Here is a 15,866-nt window from a genome sequence, read left to right as displayed (position 1 = left end):
TAAATAATGGCGACATTGAATCAATTTTTATCACGTTTTAACCCTGCAACCATTCAAAGAAGCTTGAGTTATGTCAAAAAAATTGATCTAAAATCCTTAGAGGTCTACCCTGATCGGGATAATTTAGTCATCGAAGCACAAATTCAGGGAACGGATTATTATGAAACAGCTGTTATCTATAATCCTTTAACCAATAAAATTGTGGATACCGACTGTAGTTGCCCTGTTGGTTACGATTGTAAGCATTCGGCTGCACTTGCACGTTATTTTTATGATCAACAACTTTCAAACCCAGCTGCACGTCAAAAACTAAACCCATTAGACCAAGCTCAAACCACAACAAATAGCTCTACCCACACTACGGCAAAAGCTTGGCTCGCTCAATTTAAACAACAATTGGCACAAGTTCAACGCACTGAAACGCCAGTACAGCACCAACTAATTTATATTTTCCAACCAAAAAATAATACCGCCAAATTACAACTTAGTGTTTTTAAAGTTCGTCGTAACAAAGATGGAAAAATTAGAGATACTGCACTCTACACCAGCTATGACAATGTATTAAATGAACGTCTTAAAGTGAGCAAAGAAGAAAAGAAAATCTTTAGTCATTTGTACTTTTTCGCTAAGCTAAATTTTAGCGATGTTCATTTCTATCCAGCGTCATGGGATATTTCAGGAATCTATCAAGAACATCTAAGAACGGCTATTCAAAGTAGCGCTTGTTACGCACTTGATGTACAAAGATTACCTTTAACATGGTCTGACCAAGTTTATAAAATTGAATTCAACTGGCAAACGCGTACAGAACAGCAAACAGAAAAACTCAAGGCACAATTTTTTGATGAAAATCATCTAGAGATTTCACCTGACCATGCTGAACAAATTTATATTATTCATTCTCATCCATTAAGTTATCTCGATACCCTTAAAAACCAAGTCGGTGTACTTGAGTCTTTATATTCTAGTGAAATGATCGAAGAATTGCTGAATATGCCACAAATGCCTGTGGAATTAATGGCTGAATTTGAGCAAGTGATTCAACCCTATGCATTTTTTGATGATTTACCTCAAGCACCATTTGCACAAAGTATAGAAATATTAAAAGGCAAACCCACACCTATTTTACGTTTTGGAACACATCCGCAATATGATCGTCTTGGTCATATGCATCATTATGCAATTGCTGAAATTGAATTTGAATACTCAGCTGGACGAATTAAAGCGGGTTTCCCTGATGAAAGTTTCATTATCAATATTGATGAAAAAGCAGTTCGCCAACAACGCGATTTAGTTGCTGAAAAGAAACATATTGATGAATTAATTCATTCAGTTAAATCCATGCAAAGGATTAGCAAGCTACCAAAAAGCAAACGCCCTGCTTTTGATGACATCAGTGAAAACTCAATTGTTTATGCAGATCCCATGGCTTGGGTTGAGCAATTGGTTCCTGAAAATAAAATCGAAGCCCTCGGCTGGAAAGTTGAACATACCCTAGATAGTCAGTTCAATTTAAGTGCAACACAAAACCTGCAACTCTCATTAAATGAATCTGAAAAAAAACAAGACTGGTTTAATGTCGGTGCGACAATTCAGGATATGAATGGCAACACCTATAACCTGATTGATCTTCTTGGCTATGCAATACAGCATAATCCACATCTTTTAGAAGATGACTATATTGAAAAAATGGACAGTGACAGCTTCTTAATTGTTCATTTAAAAGAAGCTCAAACACAACTGGCACTTAGAAATCAAGAAATTAAGCCCATTCTGATCTATTTAAAAGAAATTTTACGACATCCTGAATCTGCAACATTAGATCAATACGATGCCGCTCAATTCTTAGATTTACAGCATCATTTGGGCATGCCTTGGCGTACCAATGAGCGTCTGAAAAAATTTGCTGAAAAGCTTCAAAATAGTTATCAAGATCAAATCTCTACACCACAAGGTTTCCAAGGCGAACTACGCCCATATCAACAACAAGGTTTAGCATGGCTACAGTTTTTACGCGAAACTGAACATGGCGGTATCCTTGCCGATGATATGGGACTCGGTAAAACAGCACAAACACTTGCACATATTCTATTAGAAAAGCAGGCAGGCCGATTAAATCAACGCCCAGCCTTGATTATTGCACCAACATCTTTAATGCATAACTGGCGTAAAGAAGCTGAGAAATTCACCCCTGAATTAAAAGTTTTGGTCTTACAAGGACATGACCGAGTTGAGCATTTTCAAGAGATTAAAAATGTAGATATTGTGCTCAGTACCTACCCGCTTTTGGGCCGTGATGAAGAATTTTTACTGCCCTATCAATATCATTTATTGATTTTGGATGAAGCGCAAAACATTAAAAACCCTCGGGCCAAAGCCTCTCAAGTTGTACGACAAATCAAAGCAAAACATCGTCTATGCTTAACTGGCACACCGATGGAAAACCATTTGGGCGAATTATGGTCATTGTTCCATTTCTTGATGCCTGGTTTTTTATATAGTCAGGAATTATTTAATAAAAAATATCGCAATCCTATCGAGAAACATGCAGATCTTCAGGTTAAAACCAAGCTCATTTCTCGTATTAAACCGTTTATGTTGCGTCGTTTAAAAACAGAGGTGGCGAAAGAGCTTCCTGAAAAAACCACGATTGAAGTCAATATTGATATGAATGAACAGCAATCTAAGCTCTACGAAGCTGTTCGTGCAACAATGCAAAAGAATATTCGTGAGTTGATTGCAGCTAAAGGCTTCCATCGTAGTCAGATTCAAATTTTAAGTGCATTGCTTAAGCTTCGACAAGTTTGCTGCCATCCAAGCCTTTTACAGCTTGATCAAGTCAAGAATCAAAATGTTGAATCAGCAAAATTAGATCATTTATTGGAAATGGTTCAAGATATGGTTGAGGAAGGGCGTAAGATTTTAATCTTCTCTCAATTCACCACGATGCTACAACTTATTGAAGAGCATTTAAAAGCCTTAAATATTCGAAATGTAAAACTTACTGGACAAACCAAGAAACGTGATGAAGTGATCACGGCATTCCAAGCAGGCGATATTCCTGTTTTCCTCATCAGTTTAAAAGCAGGCGGTGTCGGGCTTAATCTCACTGCTGCTGATACAGTGATTCATTATGACCCTTGGTGGAATCCAGCCGCTGAAGATCAAGCGTCTGATCGTGCATGGCGTATTGGTCAAGATAAACCTGTATTTGTTTATAAGTTGATTACCAACCAGAGTATTGAAGAAAAGATTTTAGCCTTACAGAAAAATAAAGCTGATCTTGCCAAATCTATTCTAAGTATTGATCATGAAAATGAAGTGAAATTATCTGAAGATGATGTCATGAGTTTATTGGATTGAAACTTTAAAGATAAGGTGTGGAATTTAACAAAAGTTAGATCTAACGCATCAATACGAAGAAACCCCGTCACCATGATGGGGTTTTGTTTTTTATATGTATTAGTTCCGATCTGATCAGACATTGATCTTGAAAAAGAGAAAGTTACCCGTTTTGATAAAGGTGTCGAATCTTAATCAAACAAAGGTAACTTTCTTATGTTGCATACTAACAATCAAATCATCAAACACAAAGTAGGCTTACTCAATTTAGCTGAAGAACTTCAGAATGTATCCAGAGCTTGTAAAGTCATGGGTGTCTCTAGAGATACCTTTTACCGTTATCAGGAACTCGTTGAATCAGGTGATGTTGATTCACTCATCAATAAATCCCGAAGAGTACCGAATCTTAAGAATCGTGTAGACGATGCCACAGAACAAGCCGTTATTGATTTCGCAATCCAATATCCAGCTTATGGTCAACACCGCAGTAGTAATGAGTTACGTAAAAATGGTGTATTCATTTCAGGTAGCGGGGTTCGATCTATTTGGCTCCGCCACGATTTAGAGAATTTTAAAAAGCGATTGAAAGCCTTAGAAGCCAAAGTGGCACAAGATGGCTTTGAGTTAAATGATCATCAGATTGCTGCACTTGAGCGTAAACATGAAGATGATGTTGCTTGTGGCGAAATAGAAACACACCATCCAGGATATCTTGGAGCCCAAGATACATTTTACGTTGGCAATCTGAAAGGTGTCGGTCGAATCTATCAACAAACTTTCATCGACACCTACAGCAAAGTCGTTCATTGCAAGCTCTATACAACGAAAACACCGATTACAGCGGCAGATCTGTTAAATGATCGTGTACTACCATTTTATCAGTCGCAGGATCTACCAATGCTGCGTATCCTGACAGATAGAGGTACTGAATATTGCGGTAAGGTTGAACAACATGATTATGAGCTATATTTAGCCATCAATGATATTGATCACACCAAAACAAAAGCAGCATCCCCACAAACGAATGGAATATGCGAGCGTTTCCATAAGACGATCTTGCAGGAGTTTTATCAAATTACATTTAGGAAGAAGCTTTATAATACATTAGAGGAATTACAAGCTGATCTAGACGTTTGGCAAAAATTCTATAATACTGAACGAACTCATCAGGGAAAAATGTGCTGTGGTCGCACACCACTGGAAACATTACTTGATGGGAAGCGAATTTGGGCTGAGAAGAATTTAGCTCAAATTTAACCTGACAGGCACACTAAAAAATGGGTAACTGTCAGATCTGGTTTGAGCTAGTACATTTTATACCTACATTGTTTTAGAATCTATAGACTTCTAAATACGGCTGCTTCACTTTACTGCATCGTTAGCTTTCCCAACTTAAATGATCCAAATTACCGTGATCATCTGTTTTAACGACGATTAACTGATCAGTTAAGTCTCTATTTGTAGTGTAATCAAAGACAGCAAAATACGATGTATCATACTTTCCATCTGGATAAAGCCCAACTCTTGTTAAATATAATTTGGTTAAAAACTGCTGTGCTTTGTCTATTGGATTAGAAATCCCAATTTTTTCTAAGAAATCATCGCCTAATTCTTCAATATGAAAATCCACATATTCTTTAACAGTCCCTTCCTTTTCATTTTCAAAATCTTGTTGAATATAATCTTGGTTTTTTTGATCAAATTTTTCTATATTTTCAATAAAAGACTTAACTCGTTCAAAAGTTTCTACATCTAAAGTATTCGCTTCAAAATTTAAATCAACTTGAACGGCTTTGCCATTAAGCTCAAGATCAACTTGGTAATATTCTTCTAGTGATTCTAATTGCAGTGTTCCAAAATGCGGCAAGGTGTATTCTGGCATTTTTTATATTCCTATATTTTTTACATATTAGATAAAACAATTAATTTATCATTCAATAATAAAAAATTCTTGGTCTAGATTTTATATTTATGTCTTTAAAAATAATAAAACACTTAAAATAATACGCATAAAAAAACACCCCGTTCTCGTTAGAGACCGGGGTGTTTTAGATTTAAAAGCTGGCGATGACTTACTCTCACATGGGTAACCCCACACTACCATCAGCGCTAAGAGGTTTCACTTCTGAGTTCGGGAAGGGATCAGGTGGTTCACTCTTGCTATTGTCGCCAGCAAACTGTTATGGACTTGTTCGGGTCTTATTTAAATGCCTTACTTCGTACCAAATGAGTTTAACAGAACATTTGAGTTGGGTATTGTAACTAGCTTTACAACTAAATCAAGTATGTTTGATCTTTTATGAATCAAATGATGCTTCGTATACAACTGCTTGGGTGTTGTATAGTCAAGCCTCACGAGCAATTAGTATTGGTCAGCTTCATGCGTCACCGCACTTCCACATCCAACCTATCAACGTCGTAGTCTTCAACGGCTCTTTAGAGGACATAAAGTCCTAGGGAAATCTTATCTTGAGGTAGGCTTCCCGCTTAGATGCTTTCAGCGGTTATCCCTTCCGAACATAGCTACCCGGCGATGCGACTGGCGTCACAACCGGTACACCAGAGGTTCGTCCACTCTGGTCCTCTCGTACTAGGAGCAGATCCTCTCAAATTTCCAACGCCCACGGTAGATAGGGACCGAACTGTCTCACGACGTTCTAAACCCAGCTCGCGTACCTCTTTAAATGGCGAACAGCCATACCCTTGGGACCTGCTTCAGCCCCAGGATGAGATGAGCCGACATCGAGGTGCCAAACACCGCCGTCGATATGAACTCTTGGGCGGTATCAGCCTGTTATCCCCAGAGTACCTTTTATCCGTTGAGCGATGGCCCTTCCATACAGAACCACCGGATCACTAAGACCTACTTTCGTACCTGCTCGACTTGTGGGTCTCGCAGTTAAGCGCGCTTTTGCCTTTATACTCTACGCGTGATTTCCGACCACGCTGAGCGCACCTTCGTACTCCTCCGTTACTCTTTAGGAGGAGACCGCCCCAGTCAAACTACCCACCAGACATGGTCCTCGTCCCGGATAACGGGACAGAGTTAGAACCTCAATATTACCAGGGTGGTATTTCAAGGATGGCTCCATAGCAACTGGCGTCACTACTTCAAAGCCTCCCACCTATCCTACACAAGTAAGATCAAAGTTCAATGTCAAGCTGCAGTAAAGGTTCACGGGGTCTTTCCGTCTAGCCGCGGGTACACCGCATCTTCACGGCGATTTCGATTTCACTGAGCCTCTGCTGGAGACAGCGCCCCCATCATTATGCCATTCGTGCAGGTCGGAACTTACCCGACAAGGAATTTCGCTACCTTAGGACCGTTATAGTTACGGCCGCCGTTTACTGGGGCTTCGATCAAGAGCTTCGCTTACGCTAACCCCATCAATTAACCTTCCAGCACCGGGCAGGCATCACACCCTATACGTCCACTTTCGTGTTTGCAGAGTGCTATGTTTTTAATAAACAGTTGCAGGGGCCTGGTTTCTGTGGCTGCCAATAGCTCAAGGAGCAAGTCCTATCACCGTCAGCAGCGTACCTTCTCCCGAAGTTACGGTACCATTTTGCCTAGTTCCTTCAGCAGAGTTCTCTCAAGCGCTTTGGTCTACTCGACCTGACCACCTGTGTCGGTTTAGGGTACGATTCCTGTGTAACTGAAGCTTAGAGACTTTTCCTGGAAGCATAGTATCAGCCACTTCGCTAGTAAACTAGCTTGCTATCAGCTCTCAGCATAGAGCACCCCGGATTTGCCTAAGATGCATGCCTACTGCCTTTCACCTGGACAACCAACGCCAGGCTGACTTAACTTTCTCCGTCCTCTCATCGCATTACACAGAAGTATTGGAATATTAACCAATTTCCCATCGACTACGCCTCTCGGCCTCGCCTTAGGGGTCGACTCACCCAGCCCCGATTAACGTTGGACTGGAACCCTTGGTCTTTCAGCGAACGGGTTTTTCACCCGTTTTGTCGTTACTCACGTCAGCATTCGCACTTCTGATACCTCCAGCATACTTCTCAATACACCTTCATCGGCTTACAGAACGCTCCCCTACCACGTATACATAGTATACATCCGCAGCTTCGGCATATAGTTTTAGCCCCGTTACATCTTCCGCGCAGGCCGACTCGACTAGTGAGCTATTACGCTTTCTTTAAAGGGTGGCTGCTTCTAAGCCAACCTCCTAGCTGTCTATGCCTTCCCACATCGTTTCCCACTTAACTATAATTTGGGGGCCTTAGCTGGCGGTCTGGATTGTTTTCCTCTTGACTACGGACGTTAGCACCCGCAGTCTGTCTCCCGGATAGTACTCATAGGTATTCGGAGTTTGCATCGGTTTGGTAAGTCGGGATGACCCCCTAGCCGAAACAGTGCTCTACCCCCTATGGTATTCGTCCGAGGCGCTACCTAAATAGCTTTCGGGGAGAACCAGCTATCACCGAGTTTGATTAGCCTTTCACCCCTATCCACAAGTCATCCCCTGGCTTTTCAACGACAGTGGGTTCGGTCCTCCAGTTAGTGTTACCCAACCTTCAACCTGCTCATGGATAGATCACCCGGTTTCGGGTCTATACCCAGCAACTAAACGCCCTATTAAGACTCGATTTCTCTACGGCTCCCCTATACGGTTAACCTTGCTACTGAATATAAGTCGCTGACCCATTATACAAAAGGTACGCAGTCACCAAACAAGTTGGCTCCCACTGCTTGTATGCATGCGGTTTCAGGATCTATTTCACTCCCCTCACAGGGGTTCTTTTCGCCTTTCCCTCACGGTACTGGTTCACTATCGGTCAGTCAGGAGTATTTAGCCTTGGAGGATGGTCCCCCCATATTCAGACAAGGTTTCACGTGCCTCGCCCTACTCGTCATCATTATATGTGCCCTTTCGTGTACGGGACTATCACCCTCTACGGTAGCACTTCCCAGAGCTTTCCGCTAAAACACATATAACTTAATGGGCTGATCCCCGTTCGCTCGCCGCTACTGAGGGAATCTCAATTGATTTCTTTTCCTAAGGGTACTGAGATGTTTCACTTCCCCTCGTTCGCCTCGCATGACTATGTATTCATCATGCGATACCTACCTTATGGTAAGTGGGTTTCCCCATTCAGAAATCTCCGGATCACAGGATATTTGCCGCCTCCCCGAAGCTTATCGCAGGCTATTACGTCTTTCATCGCCTCTGACTGCCAAGGCATCCACCACATGCACTTAATTACTTGACTATACAACCCCAAACAGTCGTTAATCCCTACAAGGAGGATCAACAATGTGAACTTAATCACTTCTATTTGTTGCCTGTGAATTTAATCACTATACAGCTTCAATTTAATTCATATACCAAAACGCTTGATTCAGTTTTATCGCTAGTGCTCATTTCATTCAACATTAACAATTGCTTGCTAACATCAACTAAAACGAGTTTAAACAATTATTTCAACTCAAATATATTCTGTTAATGATTCACTACCGCCTCGTCAGCGAGTAGTTAACTGTGATAAATCACAGAACTTAATAAGCTATCTGCTTACTAAGTTCTGTAATCACTTAGTCTTTAATTAGTGGTGGAGACTAACGGAGTCGAACCGTTGACCTCCTGCGTGCAAAGCAGGCGCTCTACCAACTAAGCTAAGTCCCCAGCTTAAGATCTTAATATATCTGCTCTTCTGTGTTCAGTAGACTTGGTGGGTCTGACAAGACTTGAACTTGTGACCCCACGCTTATCAAGCGTGTGCTCTAACCAACTGAGCTACAGACCCTCAGATACATCAATGAAGAACAACTTGTTGTGGATTCTTACCAATCGTCAATCTTTCGTTAAGGAGGTGATCCAGCCGCAGGTTCCCCTACGGCTACCTTGTTACGACTTCACCCCAGTCATCGGCCACACCGTGGTAAGCGTCCTCCTTACGGTTAGACTACCTACTTCTGGTGCAACAAACTCCCATGGTGTGACGGGCGGTGTGTACAAGGCCCGGGAACGTATTCACCGCGGCATTCTGATCCGCGATTACTAGCGATTCCGACTTCATGGAGTCGAGTTGCAGACTCCAATCCGGACTACGATCGGCTTTTTGAGATTAGCATCCTATCGCTAGGTAGCAACCCTTTGTACCGACCATTGTAGCACGTGTGTAGCCCTGGTCGTAAGGGCCATGATGACTTGACGTCGTCCCCGCCTTCCTCCAGTTTGTCACTGGCAGTATCCTTAAAGTTCCCACCCGAAGTGCTGGCAAATAAGGAAAAGGGTTGCGCTCGTTGCGGGACTTAACCCAACATCTCACGACACGAGCTGACGACAGCCATGCAGCACCTGTATGTAAGTTCCCGAAGGCACCAATCCATCTCTGGAAAGTTCTTACTATGTCAAGACCAGGTAAGGTTCTTCGCGTTGCATCGAATTAAACCACATGCTCCACCGCTTGTGCGGGCCCCCGTCAATTCATTTGAGTTTTAGTCTTGCGACCGTACTCCCCAGGCGGTCTACTTATCGCGTTAGCTGCGCCACTAAAGCCTCAAAGGCCCCAACGGCTAGTAGACATCGTTTACGGCATGGACTACCAGGGTATCTAATCCTGTTTGCTCCCCATGCTTTCGTACCTCAGCGTCAGTATTAGGCCAGATGGCTGCCTTCGCCATCGGTATTCCTCCAGATCTCTACGCATTTCACCGCTACACCTGGAATTCTACCATCCTCTCCCATACTCTAGCTTCCCAGTATCGAATGCAATTCCCAAGTTAAGCTCGGGGATTTCACATCCGACTTAAAAAGCCGCCTACGCACGCTTTACGCCCAGTAAATCCGATTAACGCTCGCACCCTCTGTATTACCGCGGCTGCTGGCACAGAGTTAGCCGGTGCTTATTCTGCGAGTAACGTCCACTCATCTTGGGTATTAACCAAGAGAGCCTCCTCCTCGCTTAAAGTGCTTTACAACCATAAGGCCTTCTTCACACACGCGGCATGGCTGGATCAGGGTTCCCCCCATTGTCCAATATTCCCCACTGCTGCCTCCCGTAGGAGTCTGGGCCGTGTCTCAGTCCCAGTGTGGCGGATCATCCTCTCAGACCCGCTACAGATCGTCGCCTTGGTAGGCCTTTACCCCACCAACTAGCTAATCCGACTTAGGCTCATCTATTAACGCAAGGTCACAAGTGATCCCCTGCTTTCCCCCGTAGGGCGTATGCGGTATTAGCATCCCTTTCGAGATGTTGTCCCCCATTAATAGGCAGATTCCTAAGTATTACTCACCCGTCCGCCGCTAGGTCAGTTACCGAAGCAACCTCCCCCGCTCGACTTGCATGTGTTAAGCCTGCCGCCAGCGTTCAATCTGAGCCATGATCAAACTCTTCAGTTAAAAATCATTAGTGACTTAAGGTCACAATTCTGGCTCATCAATGTACTGACAAATTCTCTCAAATAAACTTCGAGTAATTTAAACCAATCAATCAATGATAATATTTCGATCAATCAATCAGTAAAAATCCACACAAGTTGTTCTTCATATTCTCTTAATGATCTTCTCAATGCTTCGTCAGCATCAAGCTAGGTCGGCTATACTACTCTCTATCTCTAAAAAGTCAATCAATAATGTTAATTATTTTTTCTAACAAACCCAACTCCAATCTCATCTTAAAATCTCAATTCGAAATCTTAACAACTTAATCAAGTGCCTGATTTATCAGAAGTTTTATTTAACATCACCGCCGATGGATGTGCATTCTACAGCATTCCCAATCCAACACAACCCCTTTTTTTAATTATTTTAATTGTTCGAACAAATATTGTTCGTTTATCATATTTATTCACACTTTTTAATCAAATTTGCTTTAATACATATGTAATAACTGCTGTTAGAATACGATTATGAAGTCTTTAATATAGCTATATCGTTATTGACTACTTTTACTTTAAGAATATTTCAAGGAATTCTATGCGTCCTTATCATGTACTCTGGGCTTGTTTACTTAGCATTGGTCTGACTAGCCATGTATTTGCTCAAGACGAATTATCTACTCAAGAGAATTCTGACAATGCGGTTTCTACAGACTCTGTTTCAGATGATAAGTCGTCTCAAGAGAATTCTTCGACACTAGAAAACGAAGCAACGTCAAAACATCCAAGAATCGAAGCGCTTAAAGAGCTTAAAAACATCACAAAAAATGACTTAAAAGTGAATGCCAATGCAGCACAACCAGATGCTGTAAAAGATCCACTTCAACCATTGAACCGTGAAATTTATGCGTTTAATGACATGATCGACCGTAATGTGGCTCGACCTATCGCAGTTCAGTACAAAGAGAAAGTGCCAGGTGATGTACGTTCCTCATATAGTTTATTTCGTAAAAACTTAAGTGAACCATGGAATGCGGTCAACCAACTTGCTCAAGGACGCTTTAGCCGTGCAGCAAAGTCCTTAGGTCGTTTTACTATTAACACAGTCACCTCTCTAGGTTTAGCCGACCCTGCAACTCGCTTAGGTTTAGCAACTGAAGAAGAAAGCTTGGGTACAACATTAGGTTACTACGGTATTCCAAGTGGTCCTTATGTGATGCTACCTATTTTAGGACCAAGTACCCTTCGTCACTCAGCTGATTATGTTGCTGAAGGTTATGCCAATCCGCTTACTTACCCAATGGATAATAACCATCAAACAGGTTTAATCTGGGGTAATCGTACTTTAGGTGGGATTAATACGCGTTCTAAACTTCTAGATGTTGAAAGTGTATTGCAAGGTGATCGTTACTCAGCAATTCGCGATATCTATTTACAACGTTTAGCATTCCAAATCGCTGAGAAAAAAGGCCGTGGACAGGAAGCTGTCGCGTTTGTAGATGATGACGAGGATGATAGCAATAGTCCTGCTGATACAAACGCAGACAAATAACCACAATATTTTGTTAAACTTATTTGCTAGTAATTCATATGGTTTTACTAGCATTGTGGTGTCATCTATAGTAAATCTACTGGATAATGCTTTTATACCGATTAAGGATCATTCATTTCTTCTATGTATTTCATTCAACCCAGTCGCCAAATTTCAAGCTTAGAACAAGTATTAGATACGCTTCCTAGCTTGCAGATGATTACCATTGAAGACATTCATCGTTATGATCCAACAATTATTGCAATTGCAGACGTCCACGATTTTTTACAATACCAATGGGCTTTGCCTACCATTGTCATTGCACAAGAAAATGAAGGAAGCGAACTTTCTCAAGCATGGGAACTTGGCGCTCTTGCTGGTTGGATCTGGACCAAGCTTCCAGCCAATCTTGAAGATTCTTTATTAAAAATTGATGCGCAATATAAACGTAATCAAGATAGCCGTGATTTACCATCTGCCGCAGAACTACAAAAGAAACTTCTTCCAAATCCAATTGAACTACAAAATTATAAAGTTGAAACGCTTTTCCAGCCTTCTGCGTATTTGTCTGGTGACTGGTATGACTACTGGAAAATCAGTGATAAAGAGATCATGTTCTATTTGGCTGATGTGTCGGGACATGGTGTAACCAGCTCGTTACTGACGTCTTGGATGGCCGCCTTTCACGGCCGTTCGAAAACACCAAGAGAATTGATTAAAAAACTCAATGGTATGCTGGTTCAAGAAAATATTGAAAAACATATCACGATGTTAGCTGGAATTCTAAATCTAGAAACACATGCTTTAAAATGGTCAAGTGCGGGGCATTACCCTCCCCCCATCATTTTTGAGCCCAACCAAGCCCCTCGTGTCTTAAATACCAGCAGTTTTCCTTTAGGACTCACAGAAGATTTAGAGGTTGAAGAATTCCAATGTACCTTAACCAAGCATGCGCGGTTCATTATTTGTTCTGATGGTGCCCTTGAACCATTCTCAGGTGGTTTGAATGAACAGTTCTCACAATTGGTCTATCATTTGCAAAATCAATCATTCCGCGCACCAGAACATGTAGCAGATGACATTGCAATCCTCAGTCTTCGCAGAATGAATTAACAACATAATCAAATACATATAATAAATTAGACTAATAACCTATACGCAAACGCTTGAGTATAGACTTGCGCTATGTGATAATTTTCCTATCCTTCTCTGCAAATGGCATTTATATGTCAACAGGTCATGTTGAATATGCAAGCTTGAATGGAACGCATATTTTCAAACTTATTGGTGAAGTGCGAGCCCAATCTTGTATTAGTTTAGACAAACTTTTGGCAAGGATTGAACAACAGAAAAACGTCATTGGCGCAATTGTTGATTTAACCCAAACCACATTTATTGATAGTACAGTTCTTGGAATACTTGCCAAGCTTGGCTTAAAGTTGAAACAAGTACACCACATCCAAGCGGTGATGCTGTCCACAAATCCAGATATTACCACTCTAGCCAATAGCATGGGCTTAGGGCAGGTTTTTGTCATTTTAAATTACTGTGGTGACCCTCAAGTGTGCACCAATGCTTTGATTGACGATAACGTTAATCACAGCACAATGCTGTGTACCGTTCTCGATGCACACAAAACATTAATGAAGCTCAATGAAAACAATCAAAATATGTTCGAGCCATTAGTTAAACAACTTGAAAAGCAGCAAGATACAATGGAATGTGTATCTTCAAACCAGCAAAACGCTTAATAATTTCAAAATTGCTTTATCAGGGATAGCCCATGACTTTACTTTCCGTTGTTCAAATGAACTCTCAAAATGACATTGAAGCAAACTTCAGTGTGATTGAGTCGTTGATACAACAAAGTAAAGCTGATGGAGCTTCTTTGATTGTGTTTCCTGAAAATTTTGTCTGCTTTGCCGCAGGTAAACAACGGGAAACTGCTGCACGTTTTGAAGAAATTCAAAAGCGTTTAGAAAACTTAGCACATCATTATCAAATATGGATTGTTGCAGGGACTTTACCTTGCCCTTTCCGTCCAGATGGTTCAATTATTGCTGACGGTCGAGTTCGTACTGTCAGCCTATGTATCAGTCCAGAAGGCACTGAAGTACGTTATGACAAAATTCACTTGTTTGATGTACAAGTGGGTGATGCTGTTGGTGGGTATCAAGAATCTCAGTTTTTTGAACCAGGCAGTGATGTTGTTGTCGCAAAAACACCTTTTGGACAAATTGGTTTGATGGTTTGCTACGACTTACGCTTTCCAGAACTTGCACTCACCTTGAGAGCGCAAGGTGCAAATATTTTGACTGCACCAGCTGCATTTACCTATACCACAGGTCAAATGCATTGGCAGTTATTACTTCAAGCACGTGCGATGGACAGCCAATGTCATGTTTTAGGTGCAGCACAACAAGGTTGGCATGGTGAAAAACGTCAAACCTGGGGACATGCTGGCGCAACCAATAGTCGTGGGCAGATTTTAGCGATTACAGATGCAGAAGGCGCGCAATTGATGACGGTTCCTTTTGATTTAAATGAGCAGCGCTCAATTCGTGAATCAATGCCTTTAATGCAACATCGCAAATTGATGTCATTCTAAGCCTGTATTGCCATTAATGACTTTTATTTCCTGAACGAGACAAAACAACGTTATACTTGTGAGGCGTAATATCTTCACGAGACAAGCATGCAACAAGACTATTCAAACTTAAATCTTGATCATCAACTCTGCTTTCTTGTTTACTCTACAAACTTAGCATTAAATCAACTTTATCGTAAATTACTCACACCACTAGGACTGACCTATCCACAGTATTTAGTTATGTTAGTGCTTTGGGAAAAAGATGGTCTAACTGTATCTGAAATCGGTGAAAAACTCTTTTTAGAATCATCTACACTTACCCCCTTACTCAAAAAATTACAAAGTAATGGTATTGTTAACCGCGAACGTTCTACGAAAGATGAACGTCAAGTAATTATTAGCCTCACTGCTCAGGGCCATGCGCTAAAATTAAAAGCCGTGGATATTCCGTTACAAGTTGCTCAAGCCAGTGCCTGTGATTTAGACAGCATTACTCAATTGAAAGATCTTCTTTCAAACTTACGCGAAAACATTTCAAAATAAAGTTATCAAATTTTACACAAACGCTACTTGTTTAAATATTTATATCGTATACGATATAATTGAACGCAATCAAAAATGGATAATTTCCGATGTCTTTAGAAAAAGTAGTTTATACAGCACATGCAAAAGCAACTGGCGGTCGTGATGGTCGTGCAACATCATCAGACGGAATTTTAGATGTTAAATTAGCAGTGCCTAAAGAAATGGGTGGTGCTGGTGGTGGTACCAATCCTGAACAACTTTTTGCAGCAGGTTATTCTGCTTGCTTCCTTGGTGCGATGAAGTTTGTTGCTAACCGTGATCATTTAAAAATTACCCCAGATGTTTATATCGAAGGTGATGTTGGTATTGGTCCAATCGCTACTGGTTTTGGTATTCAAGTGACTTTAAATATTCATTTAGAAGGTTTAGAGCAAGAAGAAGCACAGAGGTTAGTAGATGCTGCACATATTGTTTGCCCATATTCAAATGCGACTCGTGGCAATATTGATGTGACATTAAATGTAATTGTTTAATGT

At 41.3% G+C, this 15,866-nt stretch carries 9 protein-coding genes, 2 tRNA genes and 3 rRNA genes; 8 read left to right on the top strand and 6 right to left on the bottom strand.

The genetic code is table 11. From position 1 onward, the window contains the following. Positions 1 to 6: 6 nt before the first annotated feature. Positions 7 to 3,363 carry a DEAD/DEAH box helicase gene (locus FHR28_RS02065; protein WP_166781831.1) on the top strand — a complete coding sequence of 1,119 codons (3,357 nt, stop codon included), beginning with the start codon at positions 7 to 9 and terminating at the stop codon, positions 3,361 to 3,363. Positions 3,364 to 3,558: 195 nt separating this feature from the next. After that, positions 3,559 to 4,599 carry an IS481 family transposase gene (locus tag FHR28_RS02060; RefSeq protein WP_166781830.1) on the top strand — a complete coding sequence of 347 codons (1,041 nt, stop codon included), beginning with the start codon at positions 3,559 to 3,561 and terminating at the stop codon, positions 4,597 to 4,599. A gap of 121 nt (positions 4,600 to 4,720) precedes the next feature. Here the strand turns inward: FHR28_RS02060 and FHR28_RS02055 are convergent, their stop codons facing one another. The 6 genes from FHR28_RS02055 to FHR28_RS02030 all read right to left on the bottom strand — a co-directional run bounded on the left by FHR28_RS02055 (position 4,721) and on the right by FHR28_RS02030 (position 10,706). Then, positions 4,721 to 5,224 (bottom strand): DUF2004 domain-containing protein, encoded by a 504-nt coding sequence (locus FHR28_RS02055; RefSeq protein WP_105714476.1) that lies wholly within the window; start codon positions 5,222 to 5,224, stop codon positions 4,721 to 4,723. Positions 5,225 to 5,401: 177 nt separating this feature from the next. After that, positions 5,402 to 5,516, bottom strand: a 5S ribosomal RNA gene (gene rrf, locus FHR28_RS02050). A gap of 167 nt (positions 5,517 to 5,683) precedes the next feature. Further along, positions 5,684 to 8,574, bottom strand: a 23S ribosomal RNA gene (locus FHR28_RS02045). Between the two features lie 337 nt (positions 8,575 to 8,911). Continuing rightward, positions 8,912 to 8,987 (bottom strand) — tRNA-Ala (locus tag FHR28_RS02040). Positions 8,988 to 9,031: 44 nt separating this feature from the next. Beyond that, positions 9,032 to 9,108: transfer RNA gene (locus FHR28_RS02035), tRNA-Ile, on the bottom strand. Positions 9,109 to 9,167: 59 nt separating this feature from the next. Further along, positions 9,168 to 10,706 (bottom strand): 16S ribosomal RNA (locus tag FHR28_RS02030). The 16S, 23S and 5S rRNA genes sit together here with 2 tRNA genes alongside, the layout of an rRNA operon. A gap of 576 nt (positions 10,707 to 11,282) precedes the next feature. Between FHR28_RS02030 and FHR28_RS02025 the strand changes: the two genes are divergently transcribed. From FHR28_RS02025 to FHR28_RS02000, 6 genes are all read left to right on the top strand, one after another. Further along, positions 11,283 to 12,236: a VacJ family lipoprotein gene (locus FHR28_RS02025; protein ID WP_004726001.1), complete on the top strand. Its 954-nt coding sequence runs from the start codon at positions 11,283 to 11,285 to the stop codon at positions 12,234 to 12,236. 123 nt (positions 12,237 to 12,359) lie between these two features. Next, positions 12,360 to 13,328, top strand: coding sequence for an RsbU family protein phosphatase GigA (gene gigA / locus FHR28_RS02020; protein ID WP_004725998.1), 969 nt, complete (start codon positions 12,360 to 12,362; stop codon positions 13,326 to 13,328). 113 nt (positions 13,329 to 13,441) lie between these two features. Then, complete coding sequence (gene gigB / locus FHR28_RS02015; protein WP_016539397.1) at positions 13,442 to 13,966, top strand: anti-anti-sigma factor GigB; 525 nt, start codon at positions 13,442 to 13,444, stop codon at positions 13,964 to 13,966. 32 nt (positions 13,967 to 13,998) lie between these two features. After that, positions 13,999 to 14,823 (top strand): carbon-nitrogen hydrolase family protein, encoded by an 825-nt coding sequence (locus tag FHR28_RS02010; RefSeq protein ID WP_166781829.1) that lies wholly within the window; start codon positions 13,999 to 14,001, stop codon positions 14,821 to 14,823. 87 nt (positions 14,824 to 14,910) lie between these two features. Then, a complete protein-coding gene (locus FHR28_RS02005) occupies positions 14,911 to 15,348 on the top strand; it encodes a MarR family winged helix-turn-helix transcriptional regulator (protein WP_105714376.1) in 438 nt (145 codons plus the stop codon). An 89-nt stretch (positions 15,349 to 15,437) separates the two neighbouring features. Beyond that, positions 15,438 to 15,863 (top strand): organic hydroperoxide resistance protein, encoded by a 426-nt coding sequence (locus FHR28_RS02000; RefSeq protein WP_166781828.1) that lies wholly within the window; start codon positions 15,438 to 15,440, stop codon positions 15,861 to 15,863. The last annotated feature ends 3 nt before the right edge of the window (positions 15,864 to 15,866 follow it).

The sequence above is a fragment of the Acinetobacter sp. BIGb0196 genome, from assembly GCF_011759595.1.
GTDB lineage: Bacteria > Pseudomonadota > Gammaproteobacteria > Pseudomonadales > Moraxellaceae > Acinetobacter > Acinetobacter guillouiae.
The sequence above is the reverse complement of the archived record's forward strand: the minus strand, read 5'-3'. Positions and strand labels throughout refer to the sequence as shown.